Below are 20,293 nucleotides of genomic sequence, written 5' to 3'. Positions count from 1 at the left end.
CTGCCGCGATGGACACGGCCACCAGATAGAGGAAACCGATGGCGCTTTCGATGGCACCAAGCACCATGGCGGTGTCCAGGGTGTTGCCGCCGTGTGGAATGAATTGGGGCACGACGGCGAGGTAAAACAGGCCGACCTTGGGATTGAGCAGTGTGGAGAGCGCGCCGGCGCCGAACCCTGCCCTTCGGCTGTAGCCCCGGCGGGGAGGCCGTCCGGCGGTTGCGGAGGTTGTTTGGCGGCGGCCCCGGATCAGCGACGAGATTCCCAAGTACAGCAGGTACAACCCGCCCGCGATCTTCAGCCAGCGGAACACTTCCGCGGAGTCCTCCAGCACTGCGGCGAGTCCCACTCCCACCAGCGCGGCCCAGACCAGGGACGCCAGTGCCGAGCCGAGCGCCGCGGCAAGGCCGGCCCCGGCATTCTGCAGCGAGATCCGCAGCACGAGGAAGGTATCCGGGCCGGGGGTGACGGAGAGCAGCAGGCACAGCCCGGCAAAGGCCAGCAAGGTTACAGCGGTCATGAACACCATTGTCCGGGTGCTGGCTGCCTGGTTGCAATTGCAGCAATACCCGGCCCGGAGTACTCAGCCACCACATTGTTCTTGGTCTCGCACAGCAGCAGCCCGATGGTCGGCTGGTCGTCAGCATGGGCCAGGAGATCGTCCACGGCGGACATGTACATGTTGATCTGGCCGGCGTTATGCGCGGCTGCGCATGGCCCAGATACTCGGGCTTGAAGGCGGTGGCTTTTTCTCCACGTGCAGGACCAGCTGGCCCTCGAGCTCGCCTTCGTTCGTTTTGCCGGTCATGGCCACGAAGACAAAGACACACGGATCCTTGAACGACTGCTGGGCAAGATCCGAGCCCGACGGCGGCAAGGTCGCCTTGAAGTTCGTGATTGCGTTGCCGGAGTGCTCGTGGAGCTTCGCCTCGATGTGGTGGGCGAGGACGTTCCGTGACCAGCCATTCTCGACGACGGAAGCTGCGTACCAGAGTCGGGTTTCCGGGTCGCTGAGCTTCTCGAGCAGGGCGATCTGGTGGTACCAGGGCAATGTTGCAAGCGGCGCTTGCAACATTGGAAAATCCGGCCACGCTTCAGCGAACGACTTCATATAGCGGAGATTTCGCGGCGAGAATCCTCTTGCCTCAGGAAAAGCCGAGCGGACCTCGGTGGACACGGACGCCAGCAGCTCCGGGTACCAAGCCGGCACGCTGGACTTCGCGGGCGTTGATTCAAACGACGCTGGTGTAGACATGGGGATCGGTTCCTTTCCGAGCGGTCATTTCACCTTGAACCTATCCCCGGGCACTGACATTCTTGGCGGGCGTCACACAGCGGCGGCGACCACCGCTTCCGCTTCCTTGACCCGCAGCTTGCCGGACAGCTTGGCTCGGGGACCGTGCTGCCGGGCGACAAATCGCGTGGCTTCGTGGCCTTCGATATTGCGCCGGGTCCGGTGACGGTAGTGATTTCAGATCCGCTGATGCAGGAAGCAGCGCGGATCCAGATTCCGGGGCAGGCGGGTAGGGCGGCAGGGGAGCCGTGTCCCGGACGGCTCCGTTGTAACCCATTCCGCGGCACGCGGGACGAGTAACGCGAAGTCTTTAACGAGTATGAAAAGTGCCTTAACAGGTAGTCGCCACTCAGGGTAGCCAGCCCCTGACTCGTTACGATGGGGTGCCGGGCCGGTGATTCCGGCCGGAAGAATTCGGCGGCGCAACTCAATCACGCCGCAGTCAGGGCCTTTGTCCCGAATATTTAAGGCGAGTGGTCGCCGCCCTCAGGTTTCACCGGTGCTGTCGACCCTGGTGGGCAGACCTCAAAGACAATTTCCCGCGGGCATCTCCTATGGGTATCGCGAGTCCTTTACCTTTGGCCGACAGAGCAAATTTCACTTCTATGAAGACTTTGCGAGGAATTCATGCGGCCAGCGATTTTTGCACGCATAGTCATTGCCACCGCAATTATCGGTCTCAGCTTAGTGCCACTGTCCGCCAACGCAGCCGGCGGTTTGGCGACGGACAAGGTTGTCAGTACGCACCGGTCCTCGCCTTCTCGGACCGTCGTTTCGCCAGCCTTTACAACCAGCCAACCCAAGGAACTGTTGTTAGCATTTGTCGCGACTTCTGGCCCGGCAACCACACGGTCCCAGCAATTCTCCTCAGTCACGGGTGGCGGGCTCACATGGCGACTGCGTCAGCGGACCAATGTTCAGTACGGCACGGCTGAAATCTGGCAAGCCGCGTCGAGCAGCATCCTCACGAACGCAACTGTGACAGCCACGCATACCGGTTCGTACCAGGCTTCCATAACGGTCGCCACCTTCACGGGCGCGGACACGGCCACCGACGGAGCGGTAAAGGGAGCCAACGGAGCGGTAAAGGGAGCCAACGGAGCCACCGGAGCGCCCACCGCTACGCTTACGACAACCCGCACCGGTTCCTGGGTCTGGGGAGTTGGCAATGACTGGAGTAGGGCCGTCCCCCGCACCGTCGGGACCGGTCAAACCAAGGTCGATGAGTTCCTTGCCAGCAGCGGTGATACGTTCTGGACGCAACGCCAAAATGCACCCGGCACGGCGACAGCGCCATCGTCCGTAAGGATTAATGACACGGCCCCCACCACCGACAAGTGGAATCTGTCTCTGATCGAGATTCTGCCCGCCCAGGCGGCCCAGGCGCCCGACGGCACCCAGGCCGCCGTCGTTTTCGGTTGGGGTCCGGTGGTTACCGGGGATGAGTTTTCCTACACGGGGCCGCCCGATCCTGCGAAGTGGAACGTCTACAACAGCGTGGGGCATGCGGGCAAGGGGATCCGGAGTCCGAAGGCCTGGGCTGTGGCTGGCGGCGTTGCCACCGTCAGCGGTGACTCGGCCGGTACTACCGGCGGTATGTCAGCCAGGTTTGCGCAGCAGCAGTACGGCCGCTGGGAAGCACGGATGAAAACCACCGCCAGGGACCCGAAATACCACCCCGTCCTGATCCTGTGGCCGAACAACAACACATCCCCCAACTGCGCCGAGATTGATTACGCCGAAGGATCTTCCGACACGACCAGGATCAAGTTCTTCCTGCACTATGCGTGCGGCGGCTCGAACTTCCAGAGTCAGGCAGCACAGACTATCGACACCACCCAGTGGCACAACTATGCGGTCCAGTGGACCCCGGCCGGGATCACCGGATACATCGACGGCGTGCAATGGTTCACCGACACGAACCCGGCGCACCAGCCCACGGTCGGGATGCACCAGACGGTCCAGCTGGACTGGTTCCCGGACGGGACCGCCACTCTACCAAGCCAGATGCAGGTCGACTGGATCCGCGTCTACAACTAACACCCGGCGCTCCAGAAAAATGCACGATGAGGGGACTCGATGAAATCCAACGAACTGCTGCTGGACGCCTTCGGCCGGATCCGTGACACCGTGGCCGCCACGCTTGAAGGGGCCGACGACGAGTCTCTGGTCCGTCGGCCCGCAGGCAACGGAAACTCGATTGCGTGGCTGATCTGGCACCTCAGCCGGGCAGAGGATGCGCAGCTCGCCTCCGCCGCCGGCCTGGATCAGGTCTGGACCTCGCAGGGGTTTGCTGGCCGCTTCGATCTGCCGCTGCCCGTACGCGACACCGGCTACGGCCATTCGACGGGCCAGGTCGACGCGGTGCAGGCCCCGCCGGAGCTGTTGGTCGAATACTACGACGCCGTCCACCGGCAGACCGTGGAGTTTCTGAAAACCCTCGGCGACGAGGACTTCGACCGCATCGTCGACACCCGCTGGGACCCGCCCGTCACTCTCGGGGTGCGGCTGGTCAGCATTATTGCCGACTGCCTCCAGCACGTCGGGCAGGCCGCATATGCCAAGGGCCTGAACCCTGCGCACCGTTAGGGGAGTCGGCTAGCCTGGCTGTGGCCCGCTCGCCTTTATCCACGACGGCCGTGGCCTCGCGACTATTGGCCCTCCACCTGTCATGACAAATCAGGAGGCTGTGCGGTGGGGCTTTTCCGCGGCTAGGGCCCTGACCCAGTCCGGCGTTTTTTTCCCGAGCCTTCGGTCTGTGACGAGACGAAGCTTAGCGGCGGCGATCTGCACGCCCCGGTCCTTGGAAGCGGGACGGGGTGCAACCGTCCGGCTGGCGTCAACGTCGTATTGCGCGGTATCCGCCTCAGCCCCGGCAGAGGCGTGGGCGCCGTGCCCGCGGTCAGACTCCTGCATGATCATCGTCAACCTCCTGCCCCTTCTGCCCGGTCGTTGTTTCATTGTCGCCCTGATCGGTCTCGTCGTCCATCCTCATGGTGCTGATGCGCTCCTGCGCAACCTCCAGGGGTTCCTCCCATGCCACCGTGATTATCCCCAGTTCCTCGTCGCCGACAAGTCCGCTGTCGGCCAGGACCGCCATGATTTCCAGTCCTAGTTCTGCGCGGCGGGGGTTATCGGAGAGGGAGCTGTCGAGCGACCATTGGGCCCGTTTCCACCATTCAGCCCGGTCATCAGCCTGCGTCTTCTGATTCAGGGCGTTCGCGTCCGCCTCACGTTTCTGTTCCAGGGAGAGTGCGTCGGCCTCGGTCCGCTGCTTCAGGGTGCGCCAGTTGATGATGGCCGCAATTACCGCGGCCAGGAGCACTGCCAAAGGGCCGAGGGCGGCGAAGATCTGCCACCACTCGGCGGGGCCGGAGTGGATGAAGACATCAACGGGACTCGGGGTCGGGTTCACGGGACCAGCCTAAGCCGCGGCACGGACGGTTTCCGAGGGTAGCAAGGTTGCCTTGGTGGAATACCGCGACGCCGGAGACGATTTCCACGCTCGGATCCTCTCCAACCCGACCACGGACTGCCAGCTCGTCAAGTACCAGCAGCACGTCCGCACGGTTCAGCGAACCCATGCCCGCCCCTGCCGAACCCGTACACCGGACCGTTCCTACAAAGCCAAGCCGGATTCCTCGTCCGCTGCGTGGCAGCCGCCGTACAAGGCGTTCCGCGGTGAGTGCGTCAGCGGATGCGCTCTTCAAGCCCAGTCGGAGAACATTTGCACTGCCCACACAGAAAAAGCCCAGCATTACCACAGCCGTCGTTGGCAGTATGTGCATATCACCTTAATGAGTGGCCGCCGAGACGGTGACGAGGTGGCCGGACCGCAGGGTGGTATCGAACTGCTCTTTCCTGATGGAGCACGCGGAGGAGGGACCCTGGAATCTCCAGGGCCCCTTCTCAGCGATGGCTCCGATGTAGGAGAGCCAATTTTTTCCCGGAGACGCGAACCGGCCGGTTGACCCCCGTTGAGCATCTGACGGCACGTCCCTCGCGCATTTTCCCTCAATAGGGGACGCACCGGTCGTCGAAAATTGGCGGATCCCGAGGATTCGCTCCACGTGGGAGATTTCACGTGAAAAGTGTCTGGGTGCCCGTCCTCAGCAGGGAGGGTCGGGGATCCTACCGGCATCGGCGATGGTTATCAGGGCTGCCCGATCGTGCTCCTTGCCGGCGATGCCGTCGATGTCCATCGGAAGGTGGGAAGGTCCGCGCAGGAACGGGCTCGGACGGTATGACGGCGGATCGGCGACCAGCCGCGGGTTCTCAATTCTGCTGGCGAATTCGGTAAGGGCGATCTGGGCTTCCAGCCGGGCGAGGGGTGCGCCGAAGCAGAGGTGGACGCCGCCGCCAAAGCCTAGGTGCTGATTATTGCGCCTGTCCGGGATGAAAAGATCGGGGTCGGTGACGTGGGCGGGGTCCCGGTTGCCTGCGGCCAGGAGCAGCGTGAAGGAGGCGCCCGCGGGGATGATCGTGCCGGCAACATCGATATCGTCGAGCGCCGTGCGGAAGGGGACGAAATGCACGGGAGGCTCGTAGCGCAGCAGCTCCTCGACCATCGGGATGGCGAGGCCGGGGTCGTTGCGCAGCCTCTGGAGCTCGTGCGGGTGGCGGAGCAAGGTCAGCGCGCCGTTGGCGATGAGGTTCACCGTGGTTTCGTGTCCGGCGATGAGCAGAAGAAGCCCGGTGCTCACCAGCTGCTCTGCCGGCATGCGACCTTCCGGGCCGTCGTCTGTGGCCATCGCCGAGAGCAGGTCGTTGCCCGGTGCCTTCCGATGGGCCTCGACCAGTTCTTCCATGAAGGAGCGCAGTTCCGCACCGGCTTCGGCTCTCTTTTTCTGCTGGGTTTCGGGATCGAGTCCGGGGTCGGTGGATTGCACGGCGACGTCCACCCAGACCCGGAAGCGGTGTTCGTCTCCGGGAGGCACGCCGAGAAGTTCGCAGATCACGGTGACGGGCAGTGGATACGCCAGGTCATCGACGACGTCGATCCTCCTGCGGCCGGCCATGTTGTCGATCAGGTCGGTGACGATTTCCGTCATCCGTGGCTCCAGCCCGGCGACCCGGCCCGGCGTCGTGGGCGGTCCGAAGTGGCGCATGGCGATCCGTCGAAACTTATCGTGATCGGGCGGATCCATGCTCAGGAACGTCGGAGACATGCCGGGACCGTCCCCGTTGTCCCCGGCGGCGGCGCCTGCTGCGACGGCCGCCGGGTTGCGGTTGATGTCGGAGCTTACCCGCGGGTCGTGCAGCAGCGAGGCGATCTCGGCGTAGCCGCTGACAACGTACGTTCCGTCCGGAAGCCGTGTCACCGGGGTCTTGCGGAGCTCGGCGTAGAACGGGTAGGGGTTGGCCCTGTTGGAGTAGTCGAGGCTCTGCTCCCAGGAGCTGGCCTGGCTCATGGTGAAGGCTCCTTTAATCGTGGGGCGGTTTCTGCCGGTCTCCGTGACGGCGTGTCACCGGCGGCGGGGTTGGTCAATCTGGCGCGGCGCTCATTGGGATCGTGACCGGTCACGACGACGGTGGCGTCCTGGGTAGGGCTGGCCGCGGGTTTGAACCGGGCCGGCACTGGCCGGGCATGGGCTGGCTCGTCGATGTGGTGGAATGACGGCGGAAAGGGTGCGGCTTGCTCGATCAGCGGTTCGTAGAATTCGAGCCACTTGTTCTGGTTGAAGGCGACCGCCGCCACGATGCGGCCCTTGTAGCCATAGACTGCCACGAAACGCCGCAGGGCCACTGATCCTTGGACGATGGCGACCTCATCGGCGACCGAGGGCACCCCGACGCTCTTGATTTCGGTGCCGAACTGGACCGACCAGAATTTCGGCACCTCCAGGTGCGGCCACCGTTCGGTCTCGCGGCTGACCATGTTGTGTGCCGCGACCTCGGCCTGGGAGATGGCGTTTCCCCAGTGCTCGACGGCGAGGTATTGATAGCCGTACATCGGCTGCGGGGCGCGCGCTATGTCGCCGGCGACGAAGACGTCATCGGTGACCAGGCCGTTCGCGTCGAAGGCGCGGCAGCCGGCGTCGCACGCGACGCCCCATACGCCGCAGGCCAAACCGGAACCTGCGAGCCATTCGACATTGCGGACGGCCCCCAGCGCTGCGACCGCCACGTCTATCTCCAGCGTTGTGCCGTCGGACAGTCGGGCGCGGCGCAGCTGTCCCGTGGCATCACCTTCCAGGGACGCGACCCTGACGCCGCAGCGCAGATCAACGCCCTTCTCGGTCTGCAGCTCCCCGGCGATTGCGCCGATCACCCCGCCAAGGGCAGCGAGGAGCGGAGCCGGACCAGCCTCCGCGACGGTGACCGGCAGGTCCAGTTCACGACACACGGAAGCGACCTCGCAACCGATGAACCCGGCGCCGATGACCAGCACCCGACGGGGATGCCGCGCGAGGAGCTGTCGCAGAGCGGTGGCGTCCTCCCGGGTGCGCAACGTCAGGACGCCTCTCAGGGCCGCCTCCGCAGCGTTGGGCCAGGGGCGGGCCCGCAAGCCGGTGGCGATCAGCAGCTTGTCGAATGCGATCCGGCTGCCGTCGGCGAGGTGCAGCTGCTTCGCGGCCAAGTCCAGACCGGTCGCCGCCACACCCAGCCGCCAGATGGCGTCAAGGTCCCGGCGGCGTGGCAGCGAGGTGTGTTCCGACGGCACCGACCCGGCCAGGACCTGTTTCGACAGCGGCGGCCGGTCGTAGGGCTCGTGCGGTTCCTCGCCGACGAGAGTCAGCGTGCCGGTGAACCCTTCCTCGCGCAGCCGCTCCGCTGCGCGCAGCCCCGCCATCGATGCTCCAACGATGACGATCCGTCCGGTTCTCTTGAACGTGCCCCCGCTGTCCTCGGCGGCGGCAGCCCTCGCCGGCGGTGCGTTCGGATGCAGCGATCCGTCCGGCCCGTCCAGCTGGTCGAGCCGGATGGCCTGAACCGGACACGCAGCGGCGGCCCGCCGGATCCTCGTGCGCTGCGCCCCGTCAGGGTCCGGGTCATACGTCAGCGCCTCGTCCCCCTGGATCGTGAAGACGTCCGGAGCGAGAAAGGCGCACTGGGCATAACCCTGGCATTTAGTGAGATCGACGACGAGCCTCATGCCGAACTACTCCCTTTTACGGGTCCCTTGGCGGGCTGGCGCCCGCCTCCCTTGGCGGGCTGGCGCCCGCCGACCGCCGGCAGGCCGGCGCCTCTTCCGGGTGAACCGGGCCTCTCCCCGGACCCCGACAGGGCTTCCCGGCCCTGGGGCCGGCCCGGGGCAGGGGGCCTCGATTTGATTCATGATCAAGTGAATCGAGTCTAGGCCCCGTGGGTGGGCGGCGGAAGAGGACTGTGACCCGCTATGGCGGGGCACAGACTCAACGTATGGTGGTCGTCGGGGACGTTTGCGCAGCTGAAACCGACTGGCCAAAATCTGTCAGCGGCGTGGTTTATTCGTAGCGGAGGGAATCGATCGGGTTTTGCCGCGCTGCCCGCCAGGCAGGGAGGGTCCCGGCGATGAAGGCGATGGCCATGACCAGGAGGATGACTCCCGCGACGGGGCCCGGGGCGAAGGCGAGGATGTGGAGGCCGGCCAGATCGCTGAGGGGCCCGCGGGCGAGGGCGCCGCTGACTGCGGTGCCGAGCCCGATGGCGGCGGCGGAGCCGATGGCGCTGCCAAGGAGGCCGATGAATGCCGCCTCGGTGCTGAAGAGTCCGAAGACGGATCCGCTGCCCATGCCCATGGCCTTCATGAGGCCGATCTCCCGGGTGCGTTCCTGCACGGACATCAGCAGGGTGTTCACGATCCCGAAGCCCGCGGCGATCAGGGCGATGATGGCGAAGGCGTCCAGGACGCCGATGATCCCGTTGATGACGGTCTTCACGGTGCCGATCCGGTCATCGAGGGTCTGGGCGGTGTACCCGGCGGCGGCAAGCCCGGCCTTCATATCGCCGACCTGCGAGGCGGACGACGGCGCGAAGGTGGCTGTCACCTCCGCCCATGCGGTATTTGCCGCGGCAGGGGCTCCGGTGCCCTGGGCATCGGCAAGGGCGGTGGAGAGGGATTTGTTGATGAAGGCACCCCCGCCGCCGAGCAGGGCGCTCTGTTCAATACCGGTGATGCGGGCGGTGATCGGGTGCACCGTTCCGGTCGCGTCGGTGATGCCGATCGTGACGTCCTGGCCGATGGCCTCGTTATTGTCCGGGAGGCCCAGCGGTGCCACGTAGCTGGCGGGAAGGATAAGCTGCGGTTGAGTGCCGGAATCGTCCAGGGCCGAGCCTGCCGCGAGCTGGGGCTGTGCCCCGGCGAGTGGGCTGACCGAAAGCTGGTACTTCTCGAGGCTGTTCCATTGGATGTAGTCCGGGCTGAGCCGCGTAACAGGGGTAACGCCCGTGATGCCCGGGATGGCGCCGATCGTGTTCAGATCGGCCTGGCCCAGGGCCTGCTGGGTTGAGCCTGGCCGGCCGCCGGAGGCGAGAACCCTGGTGCTGGCGTCGTATTTTTTCGGCCCGGAGCCGGGATTGCCGCTGGTGCCGGTTTTGTTGACGGTGAAGGTATTGCTGGAGCCGACGGCGGCGATCTGGCTGTCGATGTAGTTCGAGATGCCCGTGCCGAGGCCGTTGGTGATGGTCAGGGTGAACGCGCCGACAAATATGGCCATGATGGTCAGCGACGTGCGCAGTTTGCTGCGGAAGCTGTTCGTGATGGCGGTCTTCAGGATTTCGAGCGGTTTCATGCCGCGTGCTCCTCGTCGGTGGTGATCAGCACGCCGTCGCGGATATAGAGACGGCGGTTGAAGGGGGCGGCCAGGTCGTGGTCGTGGGTGACGGTGATCAGCGTGATGCCGTGGTTGGAGTTAAGGTCGAACAGGATGTCCTCGACGATGCGCCCGGTGGCGGTGTCCAGGTTTCCGGTGGGCTCGTCCGCGAACAGGACCTGTGGGGTGTTGACCAGGGCCCGGGCGATCACGACGCGCTGTTTCTGGCCCCCGGAGAGGTTGCCGGCCTTGTTGCGGGCCTTGTCGGCCAGTTCGAGCTGTTCCAGGACGGCCATTCCGCGGGCCCGCCGTTCACGGGTCCCGACGCCGGCGATCTTGAGCGGGAGAACGACGTTCTCCAGCACGCTGGAGGCGGTGTTGAGGAAGAACTGCTGGAACACGAAGCCGAACATGGAATTCCGCAGCGCGTTGAGGTTGCGTCCGCTCAGGGTCTTCGCGTCGGTCCCGTCGACATGGATCTGGCCGCCGCCGGGGGTGTCCAGCAGCGCGAGAAGGTGCATCAGGGTTGATTTGCCGGAGCCGCTCTTGCCCACGATCGCCACGGAATCGCCGCGGTCAATCTCCAGGGAGACGCCCTTGAGGGCATCGAAGCGGTCAGGCCCGCGCCCATAGGTCTTGGTCAGGTCGCAGGCGGCCAGGATTGGCGCAGACATGGGTTTCCAATCGGGAGTCGGGATATATAGGGGTCATGGGATTCGGGGGACGGACTGCGGGACACCGCCGGACCGGCGGGGGCCCAGGCCAGGGTCAGAAGCCGGGGGGCAGCAGCCCGGCGGAGATCCGGGCCGCAGCGTCAAGGATGTCGTCTTCGCCGGCGTCGAGATCGCGGGCCGCCATGCCGGTCATGTTGATGATGAGCAGGGCAAAACGCACCCGGAGTTTGTCTTCGACGCTGGCGCCCGGCGGGGTCAGGATGGAGAACAATTCACTGACGACGGCGGCCATCCCGCCGGGCTGTCCGGGTTCGCCCCGGATGTCGCGGACCAGGCGGTAGTTGGCACCGAGGAAGCGGAACATCCGCAGACCCTGGTCGTGCATGATGGCCGACCAGCGGGCGAGCACTTCACGGCGCAGGTCCGGGCCGGGCTCCTGCGCACGGGCCCATTCCACCAGGTGGGTGACCTGGGCCAGCATGGTCTCGATCAACGCCCGGACAATGGCTTCCTTGCTGGTGAAGTGGTAATACAGGGCTGCCTTGGTGATACCAAGCTGCTCGGAGATCTGCCGCATCGACGTCGACTCATACCCTTGGTCGGCGAAAAGTCGCAGGGCAACGGACTGGATCTTCTCCCGCGTCCCGCCTGCACCTGCCGGTGCGCCCGGTGCCGTGTCACTCATCTGTCCTGCCACTGCCTTCACTAATAGGGAATTCTGCCACCCGCCAGGGTTGATAACTAACCGGCCGGTAAGTACCCTGCTAACCATACGGTAACCCGACCGCAAAACAACTTTGAGGACACCAGGCATGGACGCTGACAGCCAATCCGGGCAGACCCGGCTTTCGCCCCGACAGATCATCACCGCGATGAGCGGGCTGATCATCGCGATGCTGCTGGCGCAACTGGACAATATGATCGTTGCACCGGCCCTGCCGACCATCGTGGGGGAGCTGGGCGGCATGGACCACCTGGCCTGGGTCACCACTGGATACGTCGTCGCCTCCACCGTGGCCACCCCGATCTGGGGCAAGCTCGGGGATATCTTCGGACACCGCACGACCTTCATGGTCTCGATCGTGGTGTTCCTGGCCGGATCCGCGCTGTGCGGGATGAGTCAGGACATGACTGCCCTGATTTCCTTCCGGGCCTTCCAAGGCCTCGGCGCCGGCGGACTGATGGTCGGCATAATGGCAGCGATCGGACTGATGGTTCCGCCCCGGGAACGCGCAAAGTACCAAGGCATCATGATGGCCGTCATGCCGCTGGCCATGATCGGCGGACCCCTGCTCGGTGGCTTCATCACCGACCACGCCTCCTGGCGGTGGGCGTTCTATGTCAACCTCCCCTTGGGCATCATCTCCCTGATCGTGTGTTGGTTCACCCTCAAGCTGCCGCAGGAAGCGCGGAACGCCAAGGTGCGCATCGACTGGTGGGGCTCGGCAATGCTCACCGTCTGGATCACCGCCTTGGTCCTCATGCTCAGCTGGGGCGGTTCCCAGTACGAGTGGAACTCACCGCTGATCATCGGACTCGGTGCGGCCGCCGCCGTGGGGCTGGCCGCATTCCTGTTCATCGAACACAAAGCGGCCGAACCCGTCATGCCGCTGCGTCTTTTTTCCAGCGCCAACTTCTCCCTCGCCAACCTGCTCGGTTTTGTCGTCGGCTTCGCCATGTTCGGCGGGATCACGTTCCTGCCCCAGTTCCAGCAATACGTGCAGGGACAGTCCGCGACGAGCAGCGGGCTGCTGCTGATGCCCATGATGATTGCTGCCATGATCGTTTCCCTGGCCGGCGGCCAGCTCATCACGCGTACGGGAAATTACAAGGCCCTCCCCATCGCCGGGGCCGCACTCATGGCAACCGGCCTGTTCCTCTTCTCGACCATGGGCCTGGACACCCCTGCCTTGCTCTCCGGGATCTACATGGCCGTCCTCGGCGCGGGCATGGGCTGCATGATGCAGACCACCAACCTCATCGCCCAGAACAGCGTCCATATCAAGGACATCGGGGCCGCCACCGGCACCAGCACTTTCGCCCGGAACATGGGGGGATCCCTGGGTATCTCCGTGCTCGGCTCGATCTATGCCGGCCGCCTGGCCGAGACGATGGGCAAACCTGGTGCCGGCGGACTGCACGAGAGCAGCCAGATCACCCCCGCGGCCCTGCACTCACTGCCGCCCGCCATCCAGGACCTCTTCAAACATGCCGTCACCAACGGCATCCAGAGTGTGTATCTCTGGGCATCGGTCATCGCTGCGGCCGGTTTTGTCCTTGCGTGGTTCATCAGGCAGGTCCCCCTGCGCGGATACGCCCCCACACCGGGCCAGGCTGCCGAAGCGGCTGCCGAAGAACTCGCCATTTAACCCCTGCTGTAATACCAATAGTTCCGGAACCGACTCACCGGTGCATCCATTCCGCCGTCGGGCCCGCCTACCAGGGTGCGAGTCTTATCCGCGGGTTCCGAGCCGGATTGTCCGTGCCTGGTGGATGGCGGCCAGGGCAACGGCGCTGGCTGTGAGTCTGATGGCGTGGACCCTGTACCACCGCTTCAACAGGGGTTTGCGGCGCATCTCGCTGAGCGGTTGTGGGCTGAAGAACAGCTCGGGGTTGATGGACCGGAGCAGATAGGCGGTAGCGGCCGCACCCGTCGTGGACCCGGCGGCAGCGACTATCAGCCAAACTCTGGTGTTGGCATGATTCCAACCTGCCACGAGGGCAGCGATGGCGGCAGGGGCGTTGATCGGGGCGATCGGGGCGTAGTAGCGGCCGGGGCTTCCCGCTCCAAAGGGGGACCGGGGCAGTTCACGGCTTGCTTCCGAGGCGGCGACCCGGTGCGGGATTTTGACGAGTGCCTCATAGAGATTGCCGAAGAACCAGTGCGCGTGGCTGAACTCCGCGACGCCCAAGAGCCGATCAGCGAGCAAATCCCGGCGGCCTGAAGAAATCTGTCCCATACCCACAATGTACCGCCGATGCTCAGCGAAGTACCCCAGTTGCACGCCAGCGGTATCGCAATCTATGCAGGCAGGTGCTTGCGGATGATTGCTGTGATCGGGCGAAGAGTCCTGGTGTCTGTTGGGCCGGCTGCGTCGTCGCAGGTGCATGCACGACTGGGCTCCCCGGTCTTCAAGGTTCTGCCGGTCCATTTGTTTCAGCCGGAGGGCGGGCATAACTCCCGTCCTCCGGCTGGATGGATGCGCGGTGGCCTCAGCTGGCGGCCGAGAGGCCTTGGGCTACCAGGTGCGCGCGTGCTTGTTGTGGTCGTCCTGATGCCGGTGTCCCTGGTGGTCAAACCAGCCGTCCCTGTCGTGCCGGAAACCGTCACGTCCCATCCACGACCCGTTGTGGTCGTCGTCGGAACGCCAGTTACCGTCGTCGTCACGCCAGCCCGATCCGTCGGACCAGTCGTGCCAGCGGTTCTCCCCGTCCCACCAGCCGTGTTGGCTGTCGTGCCGGTTGCTGTCCTTTTGGTGGTGGCGGTCGTTGTCGGAAGAGCTGTGATTCCAGTTTCCGGAGGCCGGGGCGGCTGCGCTCGCCGCGCTGGCCGGGAGGGCGCTGGCGCCCAGGCCCAAGGCCAGCGTCGCCGTGGTAGTGCCGAGAACACGCATGATTTTGTTCATTGGGGCAGTCCTTTTGGAGATTTCCTAACTGCTCACCCTGCCTGGCGGCGCAATCAGCCGACGACGGTTCAGGGTTCGGGCAGCAGGTGTGGGTGGTGATCGTGGGGGTTATCCGGCCCGCTCTGCAGCCTATCTGTGAACCACGTCACCTCTGATACCTCAACGATAGGAAGAAGTCCGACGGCGGCCCAAGCCTTCCGTGCCTTGCGAGGGTTAAGAGGCATCATTCATGTTTTGAGCCTTTTGCTCGCCGCGCCCTTTCGACGCCGGGGGTGGGGTGGACCACATAAACTAGGTGAGGGTGTAGGAAGAGATTGAAGGTGCGGGGAAGGTGAAGATCCCGGGTCGGCGGTTAAAGGCGATGCCGCTCGCATCACAGATCCTGGTGTGGGTGCTGTGCATCCTGCTGCTGACTGTCGCCGGCGGGGCGGTCCTCTACGACCGAATCAGCAACCAGACCCTTGAACACCAGTACCGCCTGCGGGCCCTGGGAATAGCCACCACCGTCGCCCAGATGCCAGACGTCGCCGCAGCCCTGCAAGCCGGCGACCCGTCCCGGTCGATCCAGGCGATGGCAACGACTGTGCAGTCCAAGGCGCATCCGGACTACGTCGTCGTCAGCGACCGGAACGGCATCCGATACTCCCACCCGAACCCGGACCTCATCGGCAAGGCCCTGCAGGAGCCCGTGGCCGTGCTGGACGGCCAGAATCACGTCGGCACTGACCCGGGGAGCCTGGGACCATCCGCCAACGCAAAGGCGCCCATCCGCGCGGCTGACGGCAGCGTGATCGGCCAGGTGTCGGTGGGCATCCTGGAAACAACCGAGGGGCACCAGATCTGGCTTATCGCCGGTTATTCGGCAGTTGTATTGCTGGTCAGTGCCTTCGGCTCCCTGCTGCTGGCGCGCCGGATCAAAAGGGTGACCTTCGACCTCGAGCCGGCCGAGATCGCCTCCCTGCTCCAGGATCGCGAAGCACTGCTGCACGGCATCCGTGAAGCGATGATCGGCGTCGACGACGACGGCCGCGTCACCGTGATCAACACCGAGGCGCGCCGCCTGCTGCACCTGGAAGGGAGGGTCCTCGGCGAACGGCTGGAGGATCTCCTTCCCGCCGGGAGGCTCCTCTCCCTCCTCACCGGAGAGGTTGCCGGCACCGATCAGGTCGTGATCACCGAGGACGCACTGTTGGTAGCCAACCGGATGACAGTCACTTTGGGCGGAAGGAGCATCGGCGCCGTCGTCACACTGCGGGACCGCACCGAGGTCGAGGGCCTGATCCGCGACCTGCGCGCCGTCCAGGGCCTGATGAAAGCATTGAGGGCGCAGGAGCACGAGTACGCGAACCGCCTTCATGTAGTGGACGGACTGCTCGAGATGGGCGACGTGGATCAGGCGCGCCGATTCGTCTCGGGGATTTCAGACGCTTCGCGTTCCCTTGGCGAGGGCCTGCGCTCCCGGGTGGAACCTCCGGAACTGGCTGCCCTGCTGTTGGCCAAGATCACGATCGCAGCCGAGCAGGACGTGCACGTCACGGTCACCGATGATTCGCAGCTGCGGCAGCCGTTCCTGGATACCCAGTCGCTCCTGACCATCACCGGCAACCTCCTGGACAACGCCGTCGACGCCGTTTCCGGGCAGACCACACCCAGGCTCGTCACGCTCCAACTCGATGATTCCTCCGGCATCTTCATCTCCGTGACAGACAACGGTCCCGGTGTCCCGGCGGTTATCTAGCCCCCCCTCAATCGTGTCAGCTTATGTCAACGACTGGGGTCTCATTCTGTTTGTCTGACATCCTATGCATGTCCATGTCAGAGACTTGCTGGATAGCGTTCATACCCGTAGGGCTTGGTCTAGGTAGACGGCGCCTTCATCCCTCGCCAAAGTCGGCGCGGCGCTCGACACGCCGAGGCGAGCACAAGCCGTTTTGGCCTCGAAGGCGATGTATATTACTACATAGGTTCGTGAATTGGATATATTTGGTTAAGCGTGTCTGGATTCTGCTCGGTGTGTCGGCTCTCCTCCGCATGTAAAGTTCAGTACTTTGGTCTCGTGATTCCCAACCCCGCCTACATGCTGGATGTGGCTTTGCTTGACGGAACCCGGCAGCTCGTCATCGTCGATGGAGAGGATCGGCTTCACGTCGCCTCTTCTTGGCTCCAGTTCCTGACCGACACTGGTCGGTCACCGAACACCATCAAGGCCTATGGCTCCCGGGTCGCTGCTTATCTGTCTTGGACAGCCTTGACGGCGGACTGGCGTGCAGTGACTCTCTCGCACCTCGGGTTATGGCGAAGACTTGTTGAGACTTCTCCATTCCAAAAGACAAACGGCGTGACTGCCACGCGGAGCCAAAAGACCGTGAGTCTCTGGATGACGCCGTTGCGTTCCTACTACGAGTGGGCCGATGCCGAGGGCCTCCTGACCGGCGATATTGCTAGTCGAATGACGCAGATCAAGTACTTTGCGCCGGGAACTGGTGGCGGAGGTGAGCATGGAAAAATGCGGCGAGTCCTCACAGAAGAATTAAGGTCTGCACGCCACTCGGCTGAAGGAGTACCCCCCGAGTGGATCGACGACGCCCGGGCGTCAAAAGCTGGTTGCTTTGAAGCTCCCGGTTCGGGACCGCTTTCTCATTGACTTGTTGTACGGCACCGGAATCCGAGTTGGTGAGGCACTGTCCCTTTTCACGCGCGACCTCCACTTCGGTGGTGGGTCTCGTGCCCTGGGGTGTATACAAGCCGCTCCCCACTTTCATGTTCAACTCGACAACCCGACTGAAAACGGTGCCCGGGCAAAGGGACGCCAACGAGTGATGTTCGTGAGTGAGAGCCTCATCGAAACGTACATCGACTACATGTTGGAACGCCGATCACTTGGCAACGGCGACTGTTCACTGCACGTGTTCGTCAACCTCTACGCAAGTGGCGACTCTCGCGGGGCCCGTGAGAATCACCGATGTCGCCGCCGGTTGGTGAGAAGCCCGAGCCTTGGCGGACGCGGACTTCGGATCACTGGCGTGCTGGGTTCCTGGGTTCAGGGTTTGGCGTAGTCGGCGAATCCCTGCCAGTCGATCACGACACAGGGTTCGTCTCCCAGTACCCAGGCGTCGTGCCCGGGGGCCATGGTGGCGAAGTCGCCCGGCCCATACTCCATTTCTTCGCCGTCGTTCATAACGACCTTCATTCGACCGGAAACGAAATACCCCATGTGGGCGGCCTGACAGCTCTCCGTTTTGGCGATCGGTTTTACGTGCTCGGACCAGCGCCATCCGGGCAGGAATGTGGCGCGGCCCACGGCGCCCTGTTCCAGGTTGACGAGTTGTAGTTGGCCTGTACCACCTTCGAAGGGACGCGTCTCCTCGGGCGAATCGAGGCTTTTACGAACTAAACCTGGCATCTTGACCTCCTATGGTCGGTACTGCTTCTTGTTGTGGGTTAGGCTCCGGCAGTTGCCTCTGGCGGTGATTACCCCTTCGGATGCGGGCGAATTTCAGCAGAAGGGCCGCCAACGCACTGGGCTACAGTCACGATATATAGACCCAATCGCCCCTTTTGCCTAGAGCACACCGGTCCCCCATCAGCTGAGCTTGAGATTGACCGCGATACTTTTCCCGCACCTATGAGACGCCATTCGCAAGTAACAGTGACAATCCTGACGTCCGGTTGGGGTATACCCAACGAGACGCCAGAAAGGCGCCGGCATTTATGTCCGGCTCGGGCCTGTTGCGCTGTTTATTGACACTCGTTGGCAGGGATCACAGGGATCAACCTGACGCTCTCCCTAAGGGAACCTGCCATGGCCGGCCAGCGCAACGGATACATCAGGGCCAGCAGCCTGCACCGGAACACCCGGCGCCGGCTCCAGTGAATTCAGTCCTCTGCGCCGCATGCGGTAAGCCTGTCGCTGTCCCCGGGGCCCGTCACGGTCTGTCCAGGGAACGGACGTGGGGGAGTGGCGGTTGTTCAGCCCTCGCAGTCACTGCAGTAGGCGTGGCTGTCTTTCTTCCGAGCGATCTGGGAGCGGTGCCGGACCAGGAAACAGGAGTAGCAGGTGAACTCATCGTCCGCCTGGGGGATCACCTGGATGATCAGTTCCTCGGCTGAAAGGTCGGCGCCGGGCAGTTCGACGCCGTCGACGGTGTCGGTTTCGTCCATTTCGCGCACGACGCTGCGGGCATCGGGTGTATTCGCCGATCTCACGGCCTGCAGGGAGGCGTTGCGGGATTCCGCAACGTCGGGTCGGACTTCGTCGTAGTCGGTTGCCACGGGGATATTACTCGTTTCTTCTACAGGTGGTGTCGGGACTGGACCTTACCGGAGTATCAGTCAGGTCAGAAACCCAGACAGGTTGAGACCCGGAATTTCGCTGCGCGGGACGGGCACTTAATGCCATTGGGCGGAATGCCCATCAGAAAGCGCCTGTGTTCTTCTCCGGCCCGGTCCGCATTGTCCCCGGCGGCCGGAAGCGGGTGCTGTCGAAAAGACTGGCCGGATGCGCCATGAAGTCGGTGATTACGGAGTGCGTGTTTCGAATAGAATTGAGAACAATGGCTCGAGCCGGCATTGGGGGACGACAGCATGAATTACCAATAAAAAGGATTCCCCATGGCCCGCAAAGTACACGTCCAGCTGATCGATGATCTTTCCGGCGAGAACGCCGACGGAACCGTCAGGTTCTCCGTCGACGGCGCCGACTACGAAATTGATCTCACAGCAGATCACGCCACCGAGCTGCGCGGGGTGCTGGAAAAGTACATCGCCCACGCACGTCGCCTACGGGGAACGCCAGACCGACGGGGCACACGGACCGCGCCCACGGGCCGCGAAGAGACCCAGAGGATCCGGGACTGGGCCAAGGCCCACGGATATAACCCCAGCGCCCGGGGACGGATCAGCCAGGACATCAAACAGGCCTACGACGCCGCCCAAGCATAAACGGACGAGCCCGTCAGCCGCCGGTTACCGGACCGGGGCTCACATGATGCGCTGTCATCGGCGTTCGCTGTTGGCCACTAGGCGGTGAAGGTGGGATGGCAACTGGGGATCTTGGCTCCCACCCGCAGCTGCTCAGGGGAGAGGGAACTGCCGTCGACGATGCGTGGCGTAGGCGGCCAAGGTGCTGCGAATCCGCCGCTTAGTTTCCTTGGGCTTTTCTGGGTATTTTCGCATGTCCACGTAAACATGGCCTGGCACATCCTCATCCGGATCAAGACGAGCCGAGTCATCTATGGTCCTGCAACCGGTGGCAGTCACTTCTCCAACGGTTACTCCAAAGCTGCCGTGAGATATGCGCCCACGGGCCACCCAGTCTTGGTAAGCCTCTTCAGCATCCACTTCGTCGGCTCGTGACATGGATACTTCGTCACGTGCCTCCGGAGTTCCGCGCATCGCAGCTAGGTCGACAAGCTCAGAAAAAGCTTGGTCGCCGATAATACCGTCGCTTGTCACGTGGTTGGGGTGGACTTGGCGCCATAGAAGCAGATCTTGCGGACCATCCAGCAGGAGCTCGCCGTCTCTATGTTCGGGCCACTCCTCCGCGTCGAGCAGCTGTTCGTCATCCGACGTTGCGACGGTTTCAGACAAGACTCAACCTACTAACTTCACTAGCTACGGCTTTTGGGTCATTCGAGGCAAAGAGCGGAAGAGGCCCTCCCGGAACCTTCTCTACTTGCAGTTCTTCATCGGGGTCGATGTAAACGGTGGTCCGGTTTAGCGCCTTTTGCCAGACGAGGCTCAGCCCTCCGTCGCATGTGGGGAAAATCGCAGGGAGGGGGAAACCGGTCCGAGAAAGAATCTCGATCAGTTGATCGGCTCGTTCGAAGCTCTCAGACAGCACTAACCTCGGGATTTCATCGGGGGTGTGACCGGAGCCCGTAATTAAAGCCTGAAAGGTGCCTCTGACGTGGGAAAATGTAGTTACCACACCGCATTTTCTACGCACATCAGGGAGCACCTCGC

General features: G+C 63.7%; 22 protein-coding genes. 7 read left to right on the top strand and 15 right to left on the bottom strand.

Going from position 1 to position 20,293, the window contains the following annotated elements; genetic code table 11:
* From J9611_RS16585 to J9611_RS16580, 3 genes are all read right to left on the bottom strand, one after another.
* On the bottom strand, positions 1-520 hold a 520-nt coding region (locus J9611_RS16585; RefSeq protein ID WP_211881714.1), incomplete at its 3' end, for a LysE family translocator.
* Entirely contained in the window at positions 517-666 is a 150-nt protein-coding gene (locus J9611_RS22010; protein ID WP_307857135.1) for a hypothetical protein, read from the bottom strand. The genes J9611_RS16585 and J9611_RS22010, both read right to left, overlap by 4 nt.
* A 31-nt stretch (positions 667-697) precedes the next feature.
* A complete protein-coding gene (locus J9611_RS16580) occupies positions 698-1,255 on the bottom strand; it encodes a DUF1016 N-terminal domain-containing protein (protein ID WP_246527937.1) in 558 nt (185 codons plus the stop codon).
* Between the two features lie 666 nt (positions 1,256-1,921).
* On the opposite strand from J9611_RS16580, the gene J9611_RS16575 reads away from it, so the two are divergent.
* Positions 1,922-3,334, top strand: coding sequence for a glycoside hydrolase family 16 protein (locus J9611_RS16575; RefSeq protein WP_211881713.1), 1,413 nt, complete (start codon positions 1,922-1,924; stop codon positions 3,332-3,334).
* A 39-nt stretch (positions 3,335-3,373) separates the two neighbouring features.
* The gene (locus tag J9611_RS16570; protein WP_211881712.1) at positions 3,374-3,883 is read left to right on the top strand and encodes a mycothiol transferase; all 510 of its coding nucleotides are present in this window, start codon (positions 3,374-3,376) and stop codon (positions 3,881-3,883) included.
* A gap of 313 nt (positions 3,884-4,196) precedes the next feature.
* On the opposite strand, the gene J9611_RS16565 is transcribed toward J9611_RS16570, so the two are convergent.
* The 6 genes from J9611_RS16565 to J9611_RS16540 all read right to left on the bottom strand — a co-directional run bounded on the left by J9611_RS16565 (position 4,197) and on the right by J9611_RS16540 (position 11,388).
* Positions 4,197-4,709 carry a hypothetical protein gene (locus tag J9611_RS16565; RefSeq protein WP_211881711.1) on the bottom strand — a complete coding sequence of 171 codons (513 nt, stop codon included), beginning with the start codon at positions 4,707-4,709 and terminating at the stop codon, positions 4,197-4,199.
* 694 nt (positions 4,710-5,403) lie between these two features.
* Positions 5,404-6,705 carry a cytochrome P450 gene (locus J9611_RS16560; protein ID WP_211881710.1) on the bottom strand — a complete coding sequence of 434 codons (1,302 nt, stop codon included), beginning with the start codon at positions 6,703-6,705 and terminating at the stop codon, positions 5,404-5,406.
* Entirely contained in the window at positions 6,702-8,390 is a 1,689-nt protein-coding gene (locus J9611_RS16555; protein ID WP_211881708.1) for an FAD-dependent oxidoreductase, read from the bottom strand. The genes J9611_RS16560 and J9611_RS16555 overlap by 4 nt, the downstream gene beginning before the upstream one ends.
* A 331-nt stretch (positions 8,391-8,721) precedes the next feature.
* Positions 8,722-10,008, bottom strand: coding sequence for an ABC transporter permease (locus tag J9611_RS16550; protein ID WP_211881706.1), 1,287 nt, complete (start codon positions 10,006-10,008; stop codon positions 8,722-8,724).
* Positions 10,005-10,703 carry an ABC transporter ATP-binding protein gene (locus J9611_RS16545; RefSeq protein WP_211881703.1) on the bottom strand — a complete coding sequence of 233 codons (699 nt, stop codon included), beginning with the start codon at positions 10,701-10,703 and terminating at the stop codon, positions 10,005-10,007. The genes J9611_RS16550 and J9611_RS16545 overlap by 4 nt, the downstream gene beginning before the upstream one ends.
* Before the next feature lie 94 nt (positions 10,704-10,797).
* Positions 10,798-11,388, bottom strand: a complete 591-nt coding sequence (locus J9611_RS16540) for a TetR/AcrR family transcriptional regulator (protein WP_211881700.1) — start codon at positions 11,386-11,388, stop codon at positions 10,798-10,800.
* Positions 11,389-11,515: 127 nt separating this feature from the next.
* Between J9611_RS16540 and J9611_RS16535 the strand changes: the two genes are divergently transcribed.
* Positions 11,516-13,072, top strand: a complete 1,557-nt coding sequence (locus J9611_RS16535) for an MDR family MFS transporter (protein ID WP_211881697.1) — start codon at positions 11,516-11,518, stop codon at positions 13,070-13,072.
* 84 nt (positions 13,073-13,156) lie between these two features.
* Here the strand turns inward: J9611_RS16535 and J9611_RS16530 are convergent, their stop codons facing one another.
* Together J9611_RS16530 and J9611_RS16525 are read right to left on the bottom strand one after the other, a co-directional pair.
* Positions 13,157-13,663 (bottom strand): hypothetical protein, encoded by a 507-nt coding sequence (locus tag J9611_RS16530; RefSeq protein WP_211881694.1) that lies wholly within the window; start codon positions 13,661-13,663, stop codon positions 13,157-13,159.
* A gap of 279 nt (positions 13,664-13,942) precedes the next feature.
* A complete protein-coding gene (locus J9611_RS16525; protein WP_211881692.1) occupies positions 13,943-14,329 on the bottom strand; it encodes a hypothetical protein in 387 nt (128 codons plus the stop codon).
* Between the two features lie 361 nt (positions 14,330-14,690).
* On the opposite strand from J9611_RS16525, the gene J9611_RS16520 reads away from it, so the two are divergent.
* Together J9611_RS16520 and J9611_RS16515 are read left to right on the top strand one after the other, a co-directional pair.
* Positions 14,691-16,067 (top strand): Spo0B domain-containing protein, encoded by a 1,377-nt coding sequence (locus J9611_RS16520; RefSeq protein WP_211881690.1) that lies wholly within the window; start codon positions 14,691-14,693, stop codon positions 16,065-16,067.
* Between the two features lie 318 nt (positions 16,068-16,385).
* Positions 16,386-16,973, top strand: a complete 588-nt coding sequence (locus tag J9611_RS16515; protein WP_211881689.1) for a site-specific integrase — start codon at positions 16,386-16,388, stop codon at positions 16,971-16,973.
* Positions 16,974-17,369: 396 nt separating this feature from the next.
* On the opposite strand, the gene J9611_RS16510 is transcribed toward J9611_RS16515, so the two are convergent.
* Positions 17,370-17,732 (bottom strand): cupin domain-containing protein, encoded by a 363-nt coding sequence (locus tag J9611_RS16510; protein ID WP_211881688.1) that lies wholly within the window; start codon positions 17,730-17,732, stop codon positions 17,370-17,372.
* A gap of 348 nt (positions 17,733-18,080) precedes the next feature.
* Here J9611_RS16510 and J9611_RS22375 point away from each other — a divergent pair, with 348 nt between their 5' ends.
* On the top strand, positions 18,081-18,203 hold the full coding sequence (locus tag J9611_RS22375; RefSeq protein ID WP_281414583.1) for a hypothetical protein: 123 nt from the start codon (positions 18,081-18,083) through the stop codon (positions 18,201-18,203).
* Positions 18,204-18,298: 95 nt separating this feature from the next.
* On the opposite strand, the gene J9611_RS16505 is transcribed toward J9611_RS22375, so the two are convergent.
* Entirely contained in the window at positions 18,299-18,601 is a 303-nt protein-coding gene (locus tag J9611_RS16505; protein ID WP_211881687.1) for a DUF4193 domain-containing protein, read from the bottom strand.
* A gap of 339 nt (positions 18,602-18,940) precedes the next feature.
* On the opposite strand from J9611_RS16505, the gene J9611_RS16500 reads away from it, so the two are divergent.
* Positions 18,941-19,270 (top strand): histone-like nucleoid-structuring protein Lsr2, encoded by a 330-nt coding sequence (locus J9611_RS16500; protein WP_211881686.1) that lies wholly within the window; start codon positions 18,941-18,943, stop codon positions 19,268-19,270.
* Between the two features lie 132 nt (positions 19,271-19,402).
* Here the strand turns inward: J9611_RS16500 and J9611_RS16495 are convergent, their stop codons facing one another.
* Together J9611_RS16495 and J9611_RS16490 are read right to left on the bottom strand one after the other, a co-directional pair.
* Positions 19,403-19,918, bottom strand: coding sequence for a hypothetical protein (locus J9611_RS16495; RefSeq protein ID WP_211881685.1), 516 nt, complete (start codon positions 19,916-19,918; stop codon positions 19,403-19,405).
* On the bottom strand, positions 19,911-20,293 hold a 383-nt coding region (locus J9611_RS16490), incomplete at its 5' end, for a hypothetical protein (RefSeq protein ID WP_211881684.1). The genes J9611_RS16495 and J9611_RS16490, both read right to left, overlap by 8 nt.

Origin of the sequence: Pseudarthrobacter albicanus, assembly GCF_018224015.1 — a bacterium.
Lineage (GTDB): Bacteria > Actinomycetota > Actinomycetes > Actinomycetales > Micrococcaceae > Arthrobacter > Arthrobacter albicanus.
The sequence above is the reverse complement of the archived record's forward strand: the minus strand, read 5'-3'. Positions and strand labels throughout refer to the sequence as shown.